General features: G+C 72.5%; 19 protein-coding genes and 1 tRNA gene. 12 read left to right on the top strand and 8 right to left on the bottom strand.

Annotation, left to right across the window (positions count from 1 at the left end):
* Positions 1 to 178 precede the first annotated feature (178 nt).
* Complete coding sequence (locus tag ACEZDG_RS37720) at positions 179 to 1,168, bottom strand: NADPH:quinone oxidoreductase family protein (protein ID WP_380519468.1); 990 nt, start codon at positions 1,166 to 1,168, stop codon at positions 179 to 181.
* 97 nt (positions 1,169 to 1,265) lie between these two features.
* On the opposite strand from ACEZDG_RS37720, the gene ACEZDG_RS37715 reads away from it, so the two are divergent.
* On the top strand, positions 1,266 to 1,961 hold the full coding sequence (locus ACEZDG_RS37715) for a TetR/AcrR family transcriptional regulator (RefSeq protein WP_380519467.1): 696 nt from the start codon (positions 1,266 to 1,268) through the stop codon (positions 1,959 to 1,961).
* A gap of 16 nt (positions 1,962 to 1,977) precedes the next feature.
* Here the strand turns inward: ACEZDG_RS37715 and ACEZDG_RS37710 are convergent, their stop codons facing one another.
* The 5 genes from ACEZDG_RS37710 to ACEZDG_RS37690 form a co-directional block, all read right to left on the bottom strand.
* Complete coding sequence (locus ACEZDG_RS37710) at positions 1,978 to 3,525, bottom strand: long-chain-fatty-acid--CoA ligase (RefSeq protein WP_380519465.1); 1,548 nt, start codon at positions 3,523 to 3,525, stop codon at positions 1,978 to 1,980.
* Positions 3,522 to 4,190 carry an HAD family hydrolase gene (locus ACEZDG_RS37705; protein WP_380519463.1) on the bottom strand — a complete coding sequence of 223 codons (669 nt, stop codon included), beginning with the start codon at positions 4,188 to 4,190 and terminating at the stop codon, positions 3,522 to 3,524. The genes ACEZDG_RS37710 and ACEZDG_RS37705 overlap by 4 nt, the downstream gene beginning before the upstream one ends.
* 26 nt (positions 4,191 to 4,216) lie before the next feature.
* Positions 4,217 to 4,666, bottom strand: coding sequence for a MaoC family dehydratase (locus tag ACEZDG_RS37700; RefSeq protein ID WP_380519461.1), 450 nt, complete (start codon positions 4,664 to 4,666; stop codon positions 4,217 to 4,219).
* Positions 4,667 to 4,808: 142 nt separating this feature from the next.
* Positions 4,809 to 5,987, bottom strand: a complete 1,179-nt coding sequence (locus ACEZDG_RS37695; RefSeq protein WP_380519460.1) for a cytochrome P450 family protein — start codon at positions 5,985 to 5,987, stop codon at positions 4,809 to 4,811.
* Between the two features lie 53 nt (positions 5,988 to 6,040).
* On the bottom strand, positions 6,041 to 7,090 hold the full coding sequence (locus ACEZDG_RS37690) for an HNH endonuclease (RefSeq protein ID WP_380519459.1): 1,050 nt from the start codon (positions 7,088 to 7,090) through the stop codon (positions 6,041 to 6,043).
* Positions 7,091 to 7,216: 126 nt separating this feature from the next.
* Between ACEZDG_RS37690 and glgX the strand changes: the two genes are divergently transcribed.
* Positions 7,217 to 9,334 (top strand): glycogen debranching protein GlgX, encoded by a 2,118-nt coding sequence (gene glgX / locus ACEZDG_RS37685; RefSeq protein ID WP_380519458.1) that lies wholly within the window; start codon positions 7,217 to 7,219, stop codon positions 9,332 to 9,334.
* A gap of 154 nt (positions 9,335 to 9,488) precedes the next feature.
* Positions 9,489 to 10,004, top strand: a complete 516-nt coding sequence (locus ACEZDG_RS37680) for an ATP-binding protein (RefSeq protein ID WP_380519457.1) — start codon at positions 9,489 to 9,491, stop codon at positions 10,002 to 10,004.
* On the opposite strand, the gene ACEZDG_RS37675 is transcribed toward ACEZDG_RS37680, so the two are convergent.
* A complete protein-coding gene (locus tag ACEZDG_RS37675; protein ID WP_380519456.1) occupies positions 9,971 to 10,639 on the bottom strand; it encodes a class F sortase in 669 nt (222 codons plus the stop codon). The genes ACEZDG_RS37680 and ACEZDG_RS37675 overlap by 34 nt on opposite strands.
* A gap of 301 nt (positions 10,640 to 10,940) precedes the next feature.
* Between ACEZDG_RS37675 and ACEZDG_RS37670 the strand changes: the two genes are divergently transcribed.
* From ACEZDG_RS37670 to ACEZDG_RS37660, 3 genes are all read left to right on the top strand, one after another.
* The gene (locus tag ACEZDG_RS37670) at positions 10,941 to 12,764 is read left to right on the top strand and encodes an acyltransferase family protein (protein WP_380519455.1); all 1,824 of its coding nucleotides are present in this window, start codon (positions 10,941 to 10,943) and stop codon (positions 12,762 to 12,764) included.
* 80 nt (positions 12,765 to 12,844) lie between these two features.
* Positions 12,845 to 13,522, top strand: a complete 678-nt coding sequence (locus tag ACEZDG_RS37665; protein WP_380519454.1) for a response regulator — start codon at positions 12,845 to 12,847, stop codon at positions 13,520 to 13,522.
* Positions 13,519 to 14,718: a sensor histidine kinase gene (locus tag ACEZDG_RS37660; RefSeq protein WP_380519452.1), complete on the top strand. Its 1,200-nt coding sequence runs from the start codon at positions 13,519 to 13,521 to the stop codon at positions 14,716 to 14,718. The genes ACEZDG_RS37665 and ACEZDG_RS37660 overlap by 4 nt, the downstream gene beginning before the upstream one ends.
* A gap of 24 nt (positions 14,719 to 14,742) precedes the next feature.
* Here the strand turns inward: ACEZDG_RS37660 and ACEZDG_RS37655 are convergent, their stop codons facing one another.
* Positions 14,743 to 15,177: a GtrA family protein gene (locus tag ACEZDG_RS37655; RefSeq protein ID WP_380519450.1), complete on the bottom strand. Its 435-nt coding sequence runs from the start codon at positions 15,175 to 15,177 to the stop codon at positions 14,743 to 14,745.
* 177 nt (positions 15,178 to 15,354) lie between these two features.
* Here ACEZDG_RS37655 and ACEZDG_RS37650 point away from each other — a divergent pair, with 177 nt between their 5' ends.
* The 6 genes from ACEZDG_RS37650 (at position 15,355) to ACEZDG_RS37625 (ending at position 20,597) form a co-directional block, all read left to right on the top strand.
* Positions 15,355 to 15,741 carry a hypothetical protein gene (locus tag ACEZDG_RS37650; protein ID WP_380519448.1) on the top strand — a complete coding sequence of 129 codons (387 nt, stop codon included), beginning with the start codon at positions 15,355 to 15,357 and terminating at the stop codon, positions 15,739 to 15,741.
* Positions 15,742 to 16,001: 260 nt separating this feature from the next.
* A complete protein-coding gene (locus ACEZDG_RS37645; protein ID WP_380519446.1) occupies positions 16,002 to 17,234 on the top strand; it encodes a phosphodiester glycosidase family protein in 1,233 nt (410 codons plus the stop codon).
* Positions 17,231 to 18,190 carry a decaprenyl-phosphate phosphoribosyltransferase gene (locus tag ACEZDG_RS37640; RefSeq protein ID WP_380519444.1) on the top strand — a complete coding sequence of 320 codons (960 nt, stop codon included), beginning with the start codon at positions 17,231 to 17,233 and terminating at the stop codon, positions 18,188 to 18,190. Before ACEZDG_RS37645 ends, ACEZDG_RS37640 begins: the two co-directional genes overlap by 4 nt.
* A gap of 179 nt (positions 18,191 to 18,369) precedes the next feature.
* On the top strand, positions 18,370 to 19,713 hold the full coding sequence (locus ACEZDG_RS37635) for an FAD-binding protein (RefSeq protein WP_380519470.1): 1,344 nt from the start codon (positions 18,370 to 18,372) through the stop codon (positions 19,711 to 19,713).
* Positions 19,714 to 19,766: 53 nt separating this feature from the next.
* Positions 19,767 to 20,522 (top strand): decaprenylphospho-beta-D-erythro-pentofuranosid-2-ulose 2-reductase, encoded by a 756-nt coding sequence (locus tag ACEZDG_RS37630; protein ID WP_380519442.1) that lies wholly within the window; start codon positions 19,767 to 19,769, stop codon positions 20,520 to 20,522.
* A tRNA-OTHER gene (locus tag ACEZDG_RS37625) sits at positions 20,518 to 20,597 on the top strand. The genes ACEZDG_RS37630 and ACEZDG_RS37625 overlap by 5 nt, the downstream gene beginning before the upstream one ends.
* The last annotated feature ends 296 nt before the right edge of the window (positions 20,598 to 20,893 follow it).

Below are 20,893 nucleotides of genomic sequence, written 5' to 3'. Positions count from 1 at the left end.
CTACCACGTCGCCCTCTACACCGGCAACGGCACCTACGTCGAAGCCGCCAACCCCAGCGCCGGCGTCAAAACCGACACCATCAGCAACTGGGCCCCCGACTTCGCCGGCCGCATCAACTGACCTGGCCCAATCGCCCGATGGCCCCTCAGGAACGCTCCTGAGGGGCCATCGGTTTTTTCAGGGCAGGAGCACCACCAGTCGCCCCACGCTGTCACCGGCTCCGAGGCGGGTGAGTCCTTCTGCCGCTTGGTCCAGCGAGAACCGTCCCCCCACCAGTGGGGCGATTGCGCCGCTTGTCGCGAGCTTGCCCAACTCGGCGTGTGCTACCGCGATTTCGGCCGGTGCGTACTGCTTGTAGAGGCCCCAGTGCAGGCCGACGATCGAGTAGTTCTTCACCAGGGCGTGGTTGAGCGCCGGGGCCGGCACCGTACCGCCGGCGAAGCCGACGACCAGGATGCGGCCCTCGAAGGCCACGCACTTGGCCGAGGCGGCGTAGGCGTCTCCGCCGACCGGGTCGAAGACCACGTCCGCGCCGCGTCCGCCCGTCGCCTCCTTCACCGCTCGGACGATGTCGGTGTCCGTGGTCCGGTCGATCACGATGTCCGCGCCGAGTTGCCGGGCGACCTCGGCCTTTGCGGCGCCGCCGACCACGGCGACCACCCGGGCGCCGGCCGCCTTGCCCAGTTGCACCGCCGCGCTGCCGACCCCGCCGGCCGCCGCGTGGACCAGGAGTGTTTCGCCGGCCTGCAGTCGGGCCCGCCGGTGCAGGCCGAACCATCCGGTCTGGTAGGCGATGTGCAGCGCGGACGCCTGGGCGTCGTCCAACGCCTCCGGAGCCGGGAGCACGTCCGCCGCCTCCGCGAGTGCGAACTCCGCGAGCGAGCCGTGGGGCAGCGCGGGGTTGCCGATCACCCGGTCGCCGACGGCCAGGCCGGTCACGCCCTCGCCGAGTTCGTCCACCACGCCGCACAGTTCGACGCCGGGGGTGAACGGCAGTTCGGGCCGTATCTGGTAGGTGCCGCGGCACAGCAGCACGTCAGGGAAGTTGAGTGCCGCCGCCCGTACGGCGACCCGGATCTGGCCCGGCGCGGGTCGCGGCGTGGGGATGTCCACGAGGCGCAGCACCGAAGCGGGCTCGCCGTGGGTGGTGACCTGCCAGGCTTTCATGGGGTTCCGTTTCTCTGAGGACTAAGCGAGCGCTTAGGATGCGGGTATGGAAGCGTGGTGTCCACGCTCGTCATCGACCGACCGGAAGGCCGTGCACGTGACCCCCGAAGCCGCCGACGCCACCGCGACTGGCACCGTGACCGACACCGCCACCGGCACTGTCCTGCTCGCCGGGATCTTCTCCGGTGACCTCGAGGAGGCCTGGCAGGAGATCCAGCCGGACACGGCCCGGCGGCTGCTGATCGCCGCGGTCGAGGCCTTCGCGGCGCGCGGCTTCCATGCGACGACGACCAGGGACATCGCCCGCGGCGCGGGGATGAGCCCGGCCGGTGTGTATGTGCACTACCGCTCCAAGGAGGAGCTGCTGCACCAGATCACCCTGATCGGGCATCGGCACACCCTCCGGCTGGTCCGGGAGGTGTCCGCGTCCGTCAGCGGGCCGACCCGCCAACTGCACGCTGTGATCCGCGACTTGACCACCTGGCACGCGCGCCACCACACCACCACCCGGGTGATCGAGTACGAGCTGCACTCGCTCTCGCCCGAGCACCACACCGCGATCCTGGCGCTGCGCCGGGAGATCGACGGCCTGGTCCGGCAGATCCTGGAGGACGGGGTGGGCCAGGGCGTCTTCGAGGTGCCGGACGTGCCGACCACGACCCTGGCGCTGCTCTCGCTCTCGGTCGACGTGGCGCGCTGGTACCACACGCCCGCCCGTCACTCGGAGGAGCGGCTCGGGCAGCTCTACGCGGACCTGGCGCTGCGGATGGTGGGCAGCGAGCCGCTGCCGTAGCGGTTCTGACTGTGGGTCAACCGAGGCGTAGCTCACGCTTGAGCAGCTTCCCGGTCGCGTTCTTGGGCAGTTCGGGGAGGATCCGGACCTCCCGCGGGTACTTGTAGCCGGCCAGGCGGTCGCGGCAGAAGTCGACGATCTCCTCGGCCGTGGCCGTCGCGCCGTCCCGGAGCGACACCACGCCCACCACTTCCTCGCCGAGCCGCTCGTCCGGTCGGCCGATCACCGCCGCCTCGGCGACGGCGGGGTGGGTGTAGAGGACCTCCTCCACCTCGCGTGGGTAGACGTTGTAGCCGCCGCGGATGATCAGGTCCTTCAGCCGGTCGACCACGAAGAGGAAGCCGTCCTCGTCCTGGTGGGCCAGGTCGCCGGTGTGCAGCCAGCCGTCGCGAACCGCCTCGGCGGTGGCCTCCGGGTTGCGGTAGTAGCCCTTCATGACATTGTGTCCGCGGAGCAGGATCTCGCCGATGTGCCCTGCGCCGGGCGGGAGTTCACGGCCTTCTCCGTCCACGATCCTGGCCTCGACGCCCCAGATCGGCCTGCCGATGGACAGCAGTCGGCGGTCCTCCGGACTGGGGTTCATGGTGGCGGTGCTGGCCGTCTCCGACAGGCCGTAGCCTTCCAGCACGGCCACGCCGAAGCGCTGTTCGAAGGCTGACATCAGCGCCTCCGGCATGGCCGCGCCGCCCGAGCAGGCGACCCGGAGCCGGGACAGGTCCCGTCCGGCGGTGTCCGCCTGGAGCAGGGCGTGGAACATGGTCGGGACGCCGACGAAGACGCTCACGCCGTGGTCCTGCATGGCCTCGACGACCAGGGCGATGTCGAAGCGCGGCACCAGCGACAGGGTTCCGCCGTAGCGGATACCGACGTTGATGACGCTGGACAGCCCGTAGACGTGGAAGAACGGCAGCACGGCCAGGCTCACGTCGTCCGCGCGCACGCCGAAGACCGCGCCGGCGGTGGTGCAGTTCATGAAGAGCTGAAAGTGCGTCAGCTCGGCCCCCTTGGGGCGGCCGGTGGTGCCGCTGGTGTAGATGATCACCGCGGTGTCGTCCGCGTCGGTGGCGACGATGTCGCGGGCGTCCGCGTCGGGGACGGCCGTGCAGAGGCTCTCGAACGCCGACTCCCGCTCGGTGTCACGCCCGCCCGCTTCCGCGCGGGCGCCGGCGGTGACCGTGACCAGGCACAGGGCGAGGTCCTCGATCCCGGCCGCGGCCTTCCTCGCCTCCGGCGCGCAGGCGTCGAAGGTGATCAGCAGGCGCGCCTCGGAGTCCAGCAGCTGGTGCGTGATCTCGGCAGCCTTCAGCAGCGGATTCAGCGGGACCATCACCAGCCCGGCCTTGAGGATGCCGAAGTACGCGAGCAGGAACTCGGGGACGTTGGGCAGTTGGACCGCCACCTTGTCGCCCCGTACCAGCCCGGTCGCCCGCAGGTTCGCGGCGACCCGGCCCGACAGTTCGTCCAACTCCGCATAGCTGATGGTGCGGTCGCCGATCCGGCAGCAGGCGTGCTCGGGGCGCGACCGGGCCGACTCGCGCAGCATGGTGGCCAGGTTGAAGCTCATGGCTGCCGCTCCTCTGCCGGTTGTCCTGCGGATACCGCCGTCGACGGACTCCCGAAGTCGACGCCGAGCAGCTCCGTCAGCTCGGCCAGGGTGCGGTCGATGCTGACGTGGTGCACCGTGGCCATGCCCAAGTCCCGTGCGGGGGCCAGGTTTCCTGGCAGGTCGTCGACGAAGACGCACTGGTCCGGACGCAGTCCCAGGGAGCGGGCCGCGAGTCGGTAGATCTCCGGGGTGGGCTTCCGCAGGCCGACCGAGCCGGAGATCACCACGCCGGTGAACAGCTCGGTGAGCAGCGCCGCCGGATAGCCGGACAGGCCCCATGAGTTGGAGAGCAGGCCGGTGGCCACGCCCTGGCTCCTGGCCGCCGCGACCGCCGCGCACATCCGCGGTTCCGGCTGGACCGAGCCGAGCAGCCGGTCGATCAGCCCGGTCGGCGGGACCCCGAGCAGTGCGGCGAACCCCTGCTCGAACTCCGGCTCGGGCAGCCGGCCGGTCTCCAGCCCCACCAGCAGCTCCCTGGCCGCCGGGTCGGTGCGGAAGAGCTGGGCGACGGCGTCCGGGCTGATCCCCTCGCGCTCGCCGAACGCCGCGAAGGCGTCGAAGACATTGCTGGTCAGCACGCCGCCCCAGTCGACCAGCAGTCCTGGTATCCGCTCCGCACCCATCGGCCGCCTCCTTGGATCCGGACGTGTCAGAAGTAGAGGCGGGAGACGGACTCGGCCACGCAGACCGGCTTGTCGCCGCCCTCGCGTTCGACGGTCACCTTGGTGACGAGCTGGACCCCGCCCGGGACGTCGTCCACCTCCAGCAGTTCGACCCGCCCGCGCACCCGGGAGCCGACCGGGACCGGCGCCGGGAAGCGGACCTTGTTGGTGCCGTAGTTGACCCCCATCCGGACGCCGTCCACCTGGAACAGCCCCTCGCCGATGACCGGCAGCAGGGACAGGGTCAGGAAGCCGTGCGCGATGGTGGTGCCGAAGGGGCCCTTGGCGGCGCGCTCAGGATCGGTGTGGATCCACTGGTGGTCGCCGGTCGCGGAGGCGAACTGGTCCACCTGCTGCTGGTCGATCCGGATCCAGTCGCTGACGCCGAGTTCGGTGCCGATGGCCGCGCGCAGGTCGTCCAGCGTGGCGAAGCCCATGCGAGTCCTCCAGGAAGGGTGCGGTCGCTGTTGGTGACCGGGTGGGTGCGCTGAGCGGTAATTCCCGCTGAGCAAGCGCTCGCTTAGCATTACGGGGACGTTGCGCGCTGTCAATGGTCGGCGGCCACCACGGCCGGTCCCGCTACAGCGTTACCGGCAGCGCGACCAGGCCGCGCATCAGCCGGGTCTCCCGCCACCGCAGCTGCTCCGCGGGCACGGCCAGGGCCACGTCCGGGTGGCGGCGCAGCAGTGTGCTCACGGCGATCGCCAGCTCGGCCCGGGCCAGCGGGGCGCCGAGGCAGCGGTGGATGCCGTGGCCGAAGGCGAGCTGGGCCCTGGCGTCCCGGTCCAGGTCGAGGCGGTCGGGGTCGGCGAAGGCCAGCGGGTCGCGGTTGGCCGCGCCGAGGGAGACCAGGACGGGCCGGCCGGCGTCGAGGTCCTGGCCGCCGAGGCGGGTCGGCCGCTGGGTCCAGCGGAAGGTCGCCAGCGCGACGGCCGAGTCGTAGCGCAGCAGTTCGTCGACGGCGCCCTCGACCAGGCCGGGATCCTGCCGCAGCCGCGCCAGTGCATCGGGGTTCTGGAGCAGTGCCAGCACGGCGTTGCCGATGGCGTTGGTGCTGGTCTCATGGCCGGCCACCAGCAACAGGCTTGCCAGCGAGGTGAGTTCGAACTGGGTGAGCGGGGATCCGCCGCCGTCGCGGGCCTCCAGCAGGCGGCTCAGCAGGTCGTCGCCCGGCGTGGTCCGCTTGGCGGTGACCAGGGCGTCCAGGTACTCGGCCAGGGCGTGCGAGGCGTCGTCGACGGTCTGCGGCCGACCGGCGGCGAACAGCCTGCCGGACAGGTCGCGCAGGTGGCCGCGGTCGGCTTCCGGCACCCCCAGCAGCTCGCCGATCACGGTGACCGGCAGGGGCGCCGCGAGCGCCTCGACCAGGTCGGTCCCGGCCGGGTCGAAGGCGTCCACCAGCTGCTCGGCCAGCTGGTGGATGTAGGGGCGCAGGCGGTCGACCGTGCCGCTGCTGAACGCCCCGGCCACCAGCTGCCGCAGCCGGGTGTGCGCGGGCGGGTCGGTGGCCAGCATGGACTGGGCGAGGACTGGGTGGATCCGGCGGCCGGAGGGCCGGTCGGCGAAGAACGCGGCGGTGTCCTTGGACAGGGCCGGATCGAGCAGCGCCTGCCGCGCCTCGGCGTGGCCGGTGACCAGGTGGCCGGGGAACCCGCCGGCCGCGGACGGCACCGCCTGGACCGGGCAGCGCTGGCGGAGGGCGGCATAACCGCGGTACGGGTCCGCGCCGGGGGCGGGGTCCGACGGGGTACGGGGCATCGGCTGCTCCTTGCGCCTGGGCGGGGGACTGCGGACGGGTTCAGCGGCCGGGATCAGCGGCCGGCGGTGAAGACCTGGAGCAGGAAGGTGGGCCACCGGTCCTGGTGCTCCCCGTGGAGGCGGGCCCGTTGCAGCGGGCGCTGCAGCGTCCGGCGCAACGGGATCGGCGACTGCATGACGGCCTCGTTGCGCCGGGCCAGCCGCTGCAGCTCGGCCGCGTCCGGCAGGCGGTCGCCCTTGGCCTCGACGCAGTCGGCGTGGGCCGGGGCGAGGTTCCAGAGGCCGTCCAGGTCGGGGCCGCGCCAGGAGGGGGCACGGTCGCTCAACGAGCACGGGAACAGGCGAGCCACGGCGGTCGCGTGGTCGGGGCTCAGGGTGTCGTCGCAGAGCTGGCAGCGTCCGTGCTGGAAGCCGATCAGGGCCGCGGTGAGTCCGACCACGGGACGCTGCCCTGAGGCGTCGGTGAGGCTGACGGTGTGCCAGTCGACGCTGAGGCCCTGCTCGTTGAGGCCGCGTCCGGCGGCGGGGTCGAAGGAGCTCTCGACGATGCCCCACCGGGCGTCCAGCTCGGCCCGGAGACCGGGCGCCTGCTCACCGGTCGCGAGAGCGAGCAGCTCCGGGGCCAGCCGGAGGACGCGTTCGCTCGGTTCGCCGTCGCTCTGGAGGAGCTCGAAGAAGCGGTGCGGCAGGTCGGCGCCACCGCCGCCCGGGCTGTGGAACTTCTGCAGGGCCTGCGCCGGCAGGGCGCGGACCGCGGCCTGCCGCAGTTCCTCGGTGGGCCGGCCCAGGGCTGCCGACGCCTCGGACTCGCGCGCGACGACGGCGAGGAAGTCCGCGACGGCGGGGGAGCCTCCCGCCGCGGCCTGCGGCGCCTCGGGCAGGTGCCGCAGCAGGCCGGCGGCGTAGTGGGCGGCCAGCTCGTCCAGGCCGACCTCGGTCCGGCCCTCGGCGGCGAGCTCCAGGAGCGCGCCGGCGAGGGCGAACCTGCCGGTGTGGGACTGCGGGCCCATCAGCACGGCCGCCCGCCAGGCGGTGACGGGGGCCGGTGCGGCCCGGTAGAAGTCTCCGGCCGCTCCGCCGAGGAACCCGCTGCTGTCCGTCATGTCCTCAACTTCGCTGTGGCCGGATCCCGATTCGTACCAGCACGTTATCCCGAGTCGTCCAGGGTCTGCCCGGCCGCGGTGGCGCGCCTGAGCGCTCTGCGGATCAACGCACCGTACTGTCGCCGAATGCACACATGGCCTGGTCGTTCCCATCCGCTCGGAGCCCGCTACGACGGCTCCGGAACCAACTTCGCGCTGTTCTCCGAGGCGGCGGAGAAGGTGGAACTGGCGCTGATCGCCGACGACGGCACGGAGGAACGGGTCGCGCTGACCGAGGTCGACGGCTTCGTCTGGCACGCCTACCTGCCGGAGGTCGGCCCCGGCCAGCGCTACGGCTACCGGGTGCACGGGCCGTACGAGCCCGGCGACGGCCTCCGGTGCAACCCGGCGAAGCTGCTGCTCGACCCGTACGCGAGGGCCGTCGACGGCCAGGTGGACGGCGACGAGTCGCTGTACAGCTACCGCTTCGACCAGCCGGACCGGCTGAACACGCTGGACAGCCTCGGGCACACCCTGCTGTCCGTGGTCACCGACCCGTCCTTCGACTGGGGCGGCGACCGCCCGCCGAACCGGGCCTACCACGACACGGTGATCTACGAGGCGCACGTACGGGGCCTGACCATGACCCATCCGGCGCTGCCGGAGGAGATCCGCGGCAGCTACGCCGGGATCGGGCATCCGGCGATCATCGAGCACCTGACCGCGCTCGGGATCACCGCGATCGAACTGATGCCGGTCCATCAGTTCGCCCAGGACGGCTACCTGTTGGAGCGGGGGCTGTCCAACTACTGGGGCTACAACACCATCGGCTTCTTCGCCCCGCACAACGCCTACTCCTCCTCGGGCACCCGCGGCGAGCAGGTGACCGAGTTCAAGCAGATGGTCAAGGCGCTGCACGCGGCCGGTATCGAGGTCATCCTCGACGTGGTCTACAACCACACCGCCGAGGGCAATGAGAAGGGCCCGACGCTCTCGCTCCGGGGCATCGACAACGCCGCCTACTACCGGCTGGTCGACGGCGACGCGGGCCACTACTACGACACCACCGGGACCGGCAACAGCCTGCTGATGCGGCACCCCGCCGTACTGCAGCTGATCATGGACTCGCTGCGCTACTGGGTCACCGAGATGCACGTCGACGGCTTCCGCTTCGACCTCGCGGCCACCCTGGCCCGGCAGTTCCACGAGGTGGACCGGCTGTCGGCGTTCTTCGACCTGGTCCAGCAGGACCCGGTGATCAGCAGGGTCAAGCTCATCGCCGAGCCCTGGGACGTCGGCGACGGCGGCTACCAGGTCGGCAACTTCCCGCCGCTGTGGACCGAGTGGAACGGCCAGTACCGGGACACCGTCCGCGACTTCTGGCGCGGGGAGGAGGCGACCCTGCCCGAGTTCGCCTCCCGGCTGACCGGCTCCGCGGACCTCTACCAGCACGACCGGCGGCGTCCGCTGGCCAGCATCAACTTCGTCACCGCCCACGACGGCTTCACCCTGCGTGACCTGGTCTCCTACAACAACAAGCACAACGAGGCCAACGGCGAGGACGGCCGGGACGGCGAGAGCAGCAACCGCTCCTGGAACTGCGGCGCCGAGGGCGCCACCGACGACCCGGCCGTGCTGGACCTGCGCCACCGCCAGCAGCGCAATCTGCTCACCACGCTGCTGCTGTCCCAGGGCGTCCCGATGATCGCCCACGGCGACGAGCTCGGCCGCACCCAGCAGGGCAACAACAACGCCTACTGCCAGGACAACGCACTCTCCTGGGTCGACTGGGACCTCGACAGCGCCCAGCAGGAGCTGCTCGGCTTCACCCGCGCGCTGGTCCAGCTGCGGCACGCGCACCCGGTGCTGCGCCGCCGCCGGTTCTTCCGGGGCACGGCCGGGGGCGAGGGCCTCGGCGACCTGGTCTGGTTCCGCCCGGACGGGCAGCAGATGCAGGACAGCAACTGGCACTGGGACGAGGCCAGGGCGGTGACGGTGTTCCTCAACGGCGAGGCCATCAGCGAGCCGGGCCCGCACGGCGAGCGGATCGTGGACGACTCCTTCCTGCTGCTGCTGAACGGCCACTACGAGCCGCTGGAGTTCCGGCTTCCGCCCGCGCCGTTCGGCGAGGTCTGGCAGGTCGCGGTGGACACGGCGACGGAGCCCGACCGGGTCGACGAGACCGAGGTCAAGGCCGACGGCAGCGTCCGGCTCCAGGCCCGCAGCACCCTGGTGCTGATCCGCAAGGTCGGGGGTCAGCGGTAGACAAGGCTGGAAGTCGACAAAGCTGGAAGTCTGTAAAGAGCCGGGCCATGGGCCCGGCAGGACGGGACCAATGACCCGGCTGACCGCGGTCCGGGGCGGAAATAACACAGGGGTGAGTCGATCGTGGCTCGCGGACGACCGCTGGGAGCCACTGATGCCTGCTCGGACCGACCGGACACTGCTGCTGTCACTGCCGCGCGACGCGCGTTCGGCCGGGGTGGCCCGACACGCGGTCACCGCGATCGCCGCCGCCGGCGGCGAGGTGCGGGACACCGCCGAGCTGCTGGTGACCGAGGTCGTCTCCAACGCGGTCCGGCACGGCCGGGGCTCCTGCGTCCTGCTGGCCGCCGCCAGCGGCCGGGACGGCCTTTCGATCGCGGTCTTCGACCAGGGCCCCGACCTCGACCGGGGCCCGGAGCCCTGCCGCCGGCTCGGCGAGGCCGTCGAACCGGCCGAGAGCGGCCGCGGCCTGCAGCTGGTCGCCGACCTGGCCCGGGCCTGGGGCAGCTACCCGGTCGGCGACGCGGGCAAGTGGGTGTGGTTCACCCTGGACGCCGACGGGTGCTTCTCCTCCCGGCCGGTCTCCCAGTCGTTCTCCCGGCCGGTCTCCGCCCCGGCGCCGGTGCGGGGCGCCGATCAGACGTGCTTGCTCCCGGTCAGGTGCGCGTAGAGGACGACGTTCCCCAGGTAGCCGGTGTCCTTGCTGTAGCCGCCGCCGCAGGTGATCAGCCGCAGCTGGGCGTCCTTGGTGGCGCCGTAGACGCGGGAGGAGGGGAAGGCGTTCTTCTCGTACACCTCGATGGCGTCGATGCTGAACAGCGCGGCGGTGCCGTCCTTGCGGTCGACCTCGACGGTGTTGCCCTTGTGCAGTGAGCCCAGGTTGTAGAAGACCGCCGGGCCCTGCTCGGTGTCGACGTGCCCGTCCATGATCGCGTTGCCGGCCGCGCCGGGCGCGGGTCCGCCCTGGTACCAGCCGGCCAGGTTGCGGTTGTTGTCGTCGGGGACCTGCAGCTGCCCGGTCTTGTCCAGGTTCAGCAGGGTGACCGGTGCGTCCACCTTGATCGAGGGGATCTTGATCCGGACCGGGACCGAGGCCGGCAGCGGAGGCGCCGGCGGGGCGGTGCTCGGCGTTCCGGGGATCTGCCCGCCGCTCTGGGCCGGTGCGGCGGCGAAGGCGTCGCTGGGCGAGGGCTGCGGCGGGTGCCGGGTCTGCGAGCCGTCGTAGAGCATCCAGGCCCCGGTGCCGAGCGCCGCGGTGAGGACCAGTGCGACGGCCCGGTTGTCCCGGGTGCGGCGCGCGGTCACAGTGCCGCCCGGGCGGTCCGGCGCGGGGATATACCGAAGCGGGGCCGGTCACCGGCGGGGGTCGTGGGGAGCATACGGGCGGCGCCTTTCGTCTCCTGGTATCTGCCGGGCATGGTGTCTGCCGACCAGCCAAAGCCAGATCCGCCGACGGCGCCAGTCGCGCCGCCGCGCGCTGCACCGTTCGACCAGGCCGGGTCCCTCGTCCGGGTGATCCCGCCGGGCGCCCACCAGCGGTTCTTCCTAGGCTTCCCATGCCGGTCAGCAGGAGCACGGAGCATGGCGGACGGGAAGTGCGGTACGGATGGCTGAGCAGCGGGCCGAAGGCGGCCGTGAGCCGGGCCTGGACGGGGTCCGGGCCCTGGCGGTGGCGGCGGTGCTGGTCTTCCATGTGCGCGCCGACTGGCTGCCGGGCGGCTTCCTGGGCGTGGACGTGTTCTTCGTCCTCAGCGGCTATCTGATCACCGCGCTGCTGCTGGCCGAACGGCGGAGCACGGAGCGGATCCGGCTGCTGCGGTTCTCGTCCCGCCGTGCCCGCCGACTGCTGCCGGAACTGCTGCTGGTGCTGCTGGTCACCGCGGCGGTGGCCGCGCTGATCGGCAACGAGGCGGCGGCGGGGCTGCGCGGCGGCGAACTGGCCGCGCTCGGCTTCTACGGCAACTGGTGGCGGATCCAGCTGCGGTCCGGCTACTTCGCCCCGTTCGGACCGCCGCCGATGCTGCAGCACCTGTGGTCGCTGGGCATCGAGGAGCAGTTCTACCTGCTCTGGCCGCCGGTCCTGGCCGTGGTGCCGCTCGTCTGCCGGCGGTTCCGCCCCGGTGGGCAGGCCCGGAGCGCCCGGGCCACGGCCTTCGCCGCCGGCCTGGTCGCCGCCGCGGGGGCGGCGTCGTTCGGGCTGATGGCCGCCTGGTCGCGGGCGGGGGTGGACCCCTCGCGCCTCTACTTCGGCAGCGACACCCACGCCGGTCCGCTGCTGCTGGGCGCCGCCACCGGCCTGCTGCTGCCTCCGGCCCGGGTCCACGCCCTGGCCCGGACGCCGCGCCGGGTGCTGGCCGCTCTCGGTGCGGCGGGCCTGACCGTCCTGGCCGTGCTGGCCCGGCTGCTGCAGGGCACCGAAGCGGGCGCCTACCAGGGCGGTATCGCGGCAGCGGCGGTCGCCGCCGCGCTGCTGTGTCCCGCCGCGATCGCGGCCGGACCGCTGCGCGCTGTGCTCGGCGCCCCGGCCCTGGTGTGGCTGGGACGCCGCTCCTACGGCCTGTACCTGTGGCACTGGCCGCTGATCGCGACCCTCGGCTACCTCGGTCTCGACGCCGACGGCGCACCGCTGGTCGTGGGCGCCGAACTGCTGCTGCCGCTCGCCCTGGCCGCGCTCAGCTACCGCCTGGTGCAGCAGCCGGTCGTCCGGCGGGGGTGGCGCGGCGCCCTGGCCCACGCGCGCGAGCGGCACCGGGCCCAGCGCCGCCGCCTGCCGAGGATTACCCATATCGCCGCGGTCGCGGCCACGCTGCTGCCCCTGCTGGCCGTGCACACCCTGGTCACCGCGCCGGACGGGACGGCCCTGCAGGCCCAGCTGCAGGCCGGCCGCACCGCGTCCGCCCGCTCCGGAGGCGCACCCGCCGCGGGCTCGGCGGCCGGGTACGGCGGCCGGGTGCCCGGCAGCGCGATCACCGCGATCGGGGACTCGGTGCTGCTCGCCGCCGCGCCCGCGCTCCAGCAGGCCCGGCCCGGTGTCGACATCGAGGCCGTGGTCGGGCGGCAGATGGACACCGCGCCCGGACTGCTGCGGCAACTGGCCGAGGAAGGCGGGCTGCGCCCGGTCGTGGTCGTCGCCCTGGGCACCAACGGCACGGTCGCCCCGTCCACCCTGGACCGGATCGCCGAGCTGACCGGCCCGGGACGCACCCTGGCCCTGGTCACCGTCCATGTGCCGCGCCCGTGGCAGAACCAGGTCAACACCGCCCTGGCGCGGTTCGCCCGGACCCACCCCGGCACCGTCCTGGTCCCCTGGAACGCCGCCGCCACCGGGCATCCTGACGCCCTGTACCCCGACCGCACCCACCCCCGGTCCGAGGGCGCGCCGCTCTACGCGACCACGCTGCTGACCGCCCTGGACCGCGCGGCCGGCTGACCCCGCACCCACCGTCCGCGGCCGGCCGCTGCCGTTGGCGGCCGGTTGCGGGGTCGGCCGGGGGTGCGCATGGTGGCCGTATGGAGGCTGAGCCGACGACCAGCGTGGTCATCGCCGACGACCAGGACATGATCCGGGCCGGCTTCCGTATGATCCTGGACAGCCAGCCCGACCTGCGGGTCGTGGCCGATGTCGCCGACGGCGGCGCGGCGCTCCAGGCCGTGGGCGAGTTCCGTCCGGACGTGCTGCTGCTGGACATCCGGATGCCGGGCCTGGACGGTCTGGAGGTCACCCGGCGGCTGAACCGGCCCGGGCAGCCGCATGTGCCGCGCATCGTCATCGTGACCACCTTCGACCTGGACGAGTACGTCCACACCGCGCTGCACCACGGAGCCAGCGGGTTCCTGCTGAAGGACTCCAGCCCCGAGCTGCTGATCGAGGCGGTACGGGCCGCCGCCCTCGGCGACACGCTGATCTCCCCGGCCATCACCGTGCGGCTGCTGCGCGACCTCTCCTCCGGCCGGAACCCCACGGCCGCGCGGCGTCCCGCGGAGCCGTTGACAGCCCGGGAGGTCGAGGTGGTCCAACTGCTGGCGCAGGGACGGACCAACGCCGAGATCGCCGGACAGCTCTTTATCTCCTTGTCGACAGTCAAGGCGCATCTGGGCCATGTCCAGGCCAAGTTGCAGGCCCGCAACCGGGTGGAGATCGCGGCCTGGGCCTGGGACAGCGGCGTCGCCACCGCCGCCGCGCCGTGATCCCGGCCGGACCGGCCCTGGGACCGGCCGGGATCACGGCCCGGCACCGCACTGCCTGGCGGCGGGCCGGGACGGTGGCCGCGGTCCTGCTGCTGCTCTTCCTGGTCTGCCTGGAGGGCGTCGTCCTGCACGATCAGCCGGAGTGGCCGCACGCCGTGGTGTGGGGCTGCGGGCTGGCCGTGGCCCTGTGCGTCCTGCCGCTGGCCAGGCCGTCACTGGTGGCGCGCGGTTATGCCGCCGTGGCGCTGTCCGGAGGCGTGACCCTGGCCATGATCGTGGGTCAGCACCCGCAGCGGGTGTGGGGGATCGGCGAGGCGCTGGCCCTGCTGGTGCTGCTCGGCGGGGTCGTTCGCGGGGTGGGGGCGGGCACGGCGGTGGTGCTGGGACCGCTGCTGGCCACCACCGCGATCGCGGTGCCGATGCGCGACGACGACCCCGGCCGGTTCACCCTGCTGGTGGCGGCGCTGACGGCGGCGGTGAGCGCCTACTCCCTGGCACTGCGGATGGCCGACGCCGCCCGGGTGCAGCAGGTGGCGCGGGTCCGCGCGGACGAGCGCACCGAACTCGCCCGGGAGTTGCACGACCTGGTGGCCCATCACATCACCGGCATCGTGGTGCAGGCCAAGGCGGCCGGCTTCGCCGGCGTCGGCCCCGAGGCCGCCGCGCGGGTGTTCGCCCAGATCGACCAGCAGGGCAGCGAGGCACTGGCGGCCATGCGCCGCCTGGTGGTGGTCCTGCGCGAGGCACCGGCCGGGACCGCGCCGGTGGCCGGCCTGGCCGAACTGGAGGTCCTGGCCGAGGGCTTCCGGCGCACCGGCCCACCGGTCACCCTGGACGTCGACCCCGCGCTGGCGGACACCCTGCCGCCCGAGGTGGCGGCGGCGATCCACCGGATCACCCGCGAGGCCCTGACCAACATCCGCAAGCACGCCGCCGACGCCACCCTGGTCGCGGTCACCGTGCGCCGCGTCCCGGGCGCGGTGCAGGTCTCCGTCACCGACAACGGCACCACCGCCGCGCCGCTGCGCCCGCGCGCCGCCGGGGGTGGATTCGGGCTGGTGGGGATGGGCGAACGCGCCACCGCCCTGGGCGGAACGCTGGAGGCAGGACCCAGGCCCGACGGCGAGGCCGGCTGGAGCACCGTCGCCACCTTCCCGGTGTCGGCCGCCGGCCGCCGTCCGAGCCGCGACGTCTGAACCGCGACGTCTGAACCGACCGTTCTAGGGACTGCGCTGGAAGACCAGGCTCCGGGTGCCCCAGAAACGCAGCGCCGTGGCGAAGGTCATGCCGATCACGCCGCCGGCCCAGAGGTCCGCGCGTGCGCTGGTGTAGCCCAGCAGGTAGTGCGAGGTCAGCAGGCAGGCCACCTGCACCAGCGCCGCCGCCAGTTGCAACGCGCAGAACAGGGCCACGGTCCGGGCGCCGCGGTGGCGGCTGCGGTTCCGGTAGGGCCCGAAGCGGTTGCCGAGGTAGGCCACCAGGCAGGCGGCTGCCGCGGACACGATCTTGGCCTCCACCGGCGGCCAGTGCTGGGAGATCCGCAGCGAGGCGAAGACCAGCAGGTCGGTGGCATAGGCGAGGGCACCCGCCACGGCGAAGCCGAGCACTTCGGGCAGCAGACAGCGCACTCGGCCCAGGGTGGTGATTTCCGACATAACGCCCATTGTTTGCGGCGGGCAGTGCCCGGCGCGAGCCGGGACGGGCGGACCGTTCCCGTTCGGCTCAGGTGCGCTCGCGCCCCCGTGCGGCAGGCGTTTCCCTGGGGATACGGCACGCCGTCACGGAGTGCGCTGACCAGGGCTCAGCAGCTGAGCGAGAACCAAGGAGGACGGGTGCGTCTTTCCCGCGGTGCTGCCGGTGCCGGGCTGGTCGCGGTCGTCCTCACGGCGGCCGTCACCGGCGTTCCGATGGTGCTGGCGGCGCAGAGCGCCGGACCGGTGCTCCGGGTGACGCCCGCCGTCGTCAAACCCACCGACCACATCACCCTCAGCGCACAGGGCTGCCCGGTTCCGGCCGAGGCCTTCTCCGAGGCCTTCGACACGGTGGTGCTCGACACGAACGGACGCGGCCGGACGCTGATGATCGATCAGGACGTCCCGCCCGGCCGCTACGAGATCACCCTCAGCTGCAACGGCGATGCCAGCACGGCGAGTTTGGTGGTTGCCCCGCCGGGGCCTCTGGTCCTGCCGCTGGGAACCATTGCCCTGGCCCGGAACTGATGACACGTCCGGCCGTCCCCCGTACTGCCTAGCCGAACAGGCGGGCCCGGCCGCCGGTGCCTAGCGTGAAACTCGCCACCGGTATTCCGGGCGACGGGTCGGGAATTCCTCCCGCCGCGGCCCAGATTCTCCGCGCCGATCCACTGATCCACTGATCCACCGATCCACCGATTCGCGGTCCGTCGATTCACGGGTTTGATTCCAGGAAGAAGGTTTGTGTGCGAACGCCATCGGATCCCGAATCGAATGCAAGCAGTCCCGTGCTCGGCCCCGTCGCATCCGGGCCCGGATCCGGCTCGGTGGACGTGGACGTGGCCGACGCGGACGAGGTGTCGCCGCCGGGCCCGGCGGCGAAGTCCCGGCCGGGGTGGCTGCGTCGGCTGTTCGCACGGCGCAGCGTCCGCGCGGTGCTGGCCGTGGCCGCCGTGTTCCTGGGCTGGCTCAGCTGGTCGGTGGGCAGCGCGCTGGCCGCGCCCGGCGACGACAGCACGGCGGCCAAGGTGGCCGAATGGGGACGGGACCACCAACTCGGCCCGCTGGTCACCTTCCTGGAGAGCGCGCAGTACAAGGCCAACCCGCCCAAGGTCGGCGGGACACCGGGCATGGCGCTCGAGCCCGACGCCGCCGCTGCCGCGCCCGAGGCGGTCAAGCCGGCCCTCAAGCCGATCGCGCTGCCCCGGCTGATCACCCCGGCCGGCACGCCGCTGGCGGGGGAGGGGATCTGGCAGGTGCTGGGCAGCGTGCGCGGCACTCCGGCGCTGATGGGCGCCTATGTGCGGCCCGACGACGAGCACACCTCCTATGTCGCCGGTGCGGTCTCGATGGACCAGCGGCTGCTGCGCTTCCAGTTGCACCCGGGCGAGTTGGACCCGGGCCCGGACAAGTGGGGCGTGCCGACCTCGATCCCGCCCGGCTCCCGGACCGGCCTGATGGCCACGTTCAACGGCGGCTTCAAGGTGGACGAGGCCCGCGGCGCCTTCTACCTCAACGGCATCACCAAGGGCACCCTCGCCGACTCGGCCGCCTCCCTGGTCTTCTACCGCGACGGCCATGTCACGGTCGGCTCCTGGAACCACGGGGTGTCGATGACGCCGCAGGTCGTGGGCGTGCGGCAGAACCTCAAGCTGATCGTCGACCACGGCCAGGTCCCGGCCGGCGTGGACGACAACGTGGAGAGCGGCTGGGGTCTGACGATCGCCGGAAAGTACTTCGTCTGGCGCTCGGGCGCGGGAATCACCGCGGACGGACGACTGGTCTACGTCTACGGGCCGAGCCTGTCCGTGCGCACCCTGGCCGACCTGCTCAAGCGGGCCGGCTGCACCAGCGCCATGCAACTGGACATCAACCCGGCCTGGATGTCCTACATGTACTACCGGCCCACCCCTGACCCGAAGAACCCCACCCCGGTCAAGCTGCTGCCGGGTCAGGAGCGCCCCGCCAACCGGTACTACGAGCCCACCAGCCGGGACTTCACCGCGGTGTACGCGAGGTGAGCCTCCAGCCGCCGGCCCAGCCCGGTTCCGCCGCCCTGGCCGTCCCGCTGATCACAGCGGCGCGTCGGCCGGTGTGGATGCGCTGGCCGCTGGCCGCGCTGCGCACGGCCCGTCCCCGGCAGTGGCCGAAGAACCTGCTGGTGTTCGCGGCTCCGCTGACCGGTTCCGCGCTGGGCCGCAGCACCGCGGCGCTGGGCGGAGCGGTGGCGGCCTGTGTGGTCTTCACCCTGGCCTCCAGTGCGGTCTACTTCGTCAATGACGCGCTGGACGCCGAGCGCGACCGCCAGCATCCACGCAAGTGCCTGCGCCCGGTGGCCTGCGGAGACCTCAGCGAGACCCACGCGGTGTCGCTCGCCTTCCTGTGCGTGGTGGCGGCGGGCGTGGTGGGGCTGTTCACCCCCGGCGTGGGGCTGTCGCTGGCCGCCACCGCCTATCTGGCCATCTCCTTTCTGTACTGCGCCAAGTTCAAGCACCTGCCGGTGCTGGAACTGTTCCTGGTGGCGTCCGGGTTCGTGCTGCGGGCGGTGGGCGGCGCGGGTGCGGCCAAGGTCCCGCCCTCGGGGTGGTTCCTGGTGGTCTGCAGCCTGGGCGCGCTGCTGGTGGTCCTGGCGAAACGTTTCACCGAAATAACCTCGCTGGGTGCTCCCGCCGCGGCGCACCGCCCCAGCCTGCGCCACTACACCCCGCGCGGTCTGCGGACCGCACAGCGGCTGACCGCGCTGGCGATGGTCGCCGCCTACTGCACCTGGGCCGCGACCGAGAGCGACCCGTGGACGGCGAACTGGCACCTGGCCACGGTGCTGCCGCTGGCCGCCGCGCTGGTCCGGTTCGACCGGCTGACCGCGACCGGCGGCACCAAGCACATCGAGGACCTGCTGATCCGCGACGCGCCCATGCTCTGCTTCGAGCTGACCTGGCTGGTCATGTTCGTCACCGGGCTGGCGCTGCACCCCTGACCCGCGACTCCCGACACTCCCGGTTGACGGCGTCGCGTCCGTTGCGGTGACACCCGCGTGTGTCGCCGGTACGGGCGGCCACGTCGGCGGGTACGTTCCCTCCCATGCCAGGAACCGAGGTTCCCCCCGTGCCCGTCCGATCCGACACCCACGCCGAGACCCGTGTTCCGGGCGAGCCGATGACCGCCCTGTCGGGATGGGGGCGCACCGCGCCGACCCGGGCCCGGCTGCGCACCCCGGCCACCGAGGCGCAGGCAGCGCAGGCGGTGCACTCGGCCGGCGCCCGCGGCTCCGTGGCCCGCGGACTCGGGCGCTCCTACGGGGACGCGGCGCAGAACGCCGGCGGCACCGTGCTCGACATGACCGCGCTCAGCGCGATCCGCTCCATCGACGTCCAACACGGCCTGGTCGACTGCGCGGCCGGGGTGAGCCTGGACACGCTGATGCGCGTTCTGATGCCGCTCGGCTGGTTCGTCCCGGTCACCCCCGGCACGCGCTATGTCACCGTCGGGGGGGCGATCGCCGCCGACATCCACGGCAAGAACCACCACCTCAGCGGCAGTTTCGGCCGCCACGTCCGCTCCCTGGACCTGCTCGGCGCCGACGGCGAGGTACGGACGCTGACGCCGGAGGGCGACCCCGAACTCTTCTGGGCCACCGCCTCCGGCATGGGCCTGACCGGTGTCATCCTGTCCGCGAAGATCCAACTGCTGCCGGTGCAGAGCGCGTTGATGAGCGTGGACACCGAACGCGCGGTCGACCTCGACGATCTGATGGACCGTCTGGAGTCCGCCGACCACCGCTACCGCTACTCGGTGGCCTGGATCGACCTGTTGGCCCGGGGCGCCGCCACCGGACGCGCGGTGCTGACGCGCGGCGACCACGCGACCGTTGACCAACTCGACGTCCGCTCGCGCCGCGACCCGCTGGCCCTGCGCACCCCGCGGCTGCCCCCGGTGCCGCGCGGCGTTCCCTCGCACCTGCTCAACACCCGTACTGTCGCTGCCTTCAACACCCTCTGGTACCGCAAGGCACCACGGGAGCGACGCGGACAACTGCAGAAGATCTCCACCTTCTTCCACCCCCTGGACGGCCTGCCCGAGTGGAACCGGATCTACGGGCCGGGCGGCTTTGTGCAGTACCAGTTCGTGGTGCCGCCGAGCGAGCACGGCGCGCTGCGCCGGATCATCGAGACGATCAGCCGGCACCGCTGTCCGACCTTCCTGGCCGTGCTCAAGCGCTTCGGCCCCGGCGACCCCGGCTGGCTCTCCTTCCCGATGCCCGGCTGGACCCTGGCCCTGGACATTCCGACCACCCTGCCCGGCCTCGCCGGACTGCTGGACCGGCTGGACGAGCACGTCCTGGCGGCGGGGGGACGGATCTACCTGGCCAAGGACTCGCGGCTGCGCCCGCACACCCTGGCCGAGATGTATCCGCGGCTGGGGGAGTTCCGGGAGCTGCGGGCCCGGATCGACCCCGACCGCCGCTTCACCTCCGACCTCGCCCGCCGCCTCGACCTCTGAGGTTTCCGGGCTCCGCCGACTCCCGCCGATTACTGAGCACCTGAGGACACCTTGTGAAGAATGCCCTGGGACAACCCCAGACCCTGCTCGTGCTCGGCGGCTCCTCGGAGATCGCCCTGGCCACCGCGCGCCGCCTGGTGAGCGAGCGCACCCGGCGGGTCCACCTGGCCGGCCGTCCCTCGCCCGCGCTCACCGCCGCCGCCGAGGAGCTGACCACCCTGGGCGCCGTGGTCAGCGTGCACGACTTCGACGCCGGCGCCGTGGAGACCCACGAGGACGTGCTCGGCAAGATCTTCGCCGAGGGCGACATCGACGTCGTCCTGCTGGCGTTCGGCGTCCTCGGCAACCAGCAGCACGACGAGCAGAACCCGCTGGCGGCGGCGGCCGTCGCCCAGGTCAACTACGTCGGCGCGGTCACCAGCGGCCTGGTCTCGGCCGCCGCGCTGCGGCGACAGGGACACGGCTCGCTGATCGTGCTCTCGTCGGTGGCCGGGCAGCGGGCCCGGCGCGCCAACTTCATCTACGGCTCGACCAAGGCCGGCCTGGACGCCTTCGCCCAGGGGCTCGGCGACTCGCTGCACGGGACTGGCGTCCATGTGATGGTGGTTCGTCCCGGTTTCGTACGAGGCCGGATGACCAAGGGTTTGCCCGCCGCCCCCATGTCCACCACGCCCGTCGCCGTCGCCGTCGCCATCGTCGCCGGACTGCGCAGGGAGAGCGAGACCGTCTGGGTGCCTGGCCCCCTGGGTGCCGTCATGCCGGTGTTGCAGCACCTTCCGCGGTCGCTGTTCCGACGTATCTCTCGCTGAGATGCGGGCTCCACGGAGCCCGCTTACGGTGATGGAAGAGCGGGAAGGTTGCTGGTTCGAGTCCAGCCAGCTCCACTCGTGGGGCTGTAGCTCAATCGGTAGAGCGGCCCGCTCGCAAACGTGGTTGACCGTGCCCGGTGTGGGGGCAGCGGCGCGAAGTGCAGGGCGTGGGTGGGTAGTTCCCCGCGAGGGTCGGATCCCGGGGGCTTGTGGATCAGGACCATGTCTAGTGACGCACGTCACGGTCGGTTGTGGTTTGTGGTGTGGTGTGCGTATGTTTCTGGCGCCGCGCTTATGCGGAACAGATGCCTCCGGAACGCCGAGTCCTGCCGCCGGAGGCCTCGAAGACCCACACACCGCACCACGGCAGG

The organism is Streptacidiphilus alkalitolerans, assembly GCF_042511045.1.
Taxonomy (GTDB): Bacteria; Actinomycetota; Actinomycetes; order Streptomycetales; family Streptomycetaceae; genus Streptacidiphilus; species Streptacidiphilus alkalitolerans.
This window is presented reverse-complemented; position numbering and strand designations above follow the sequence as displayed.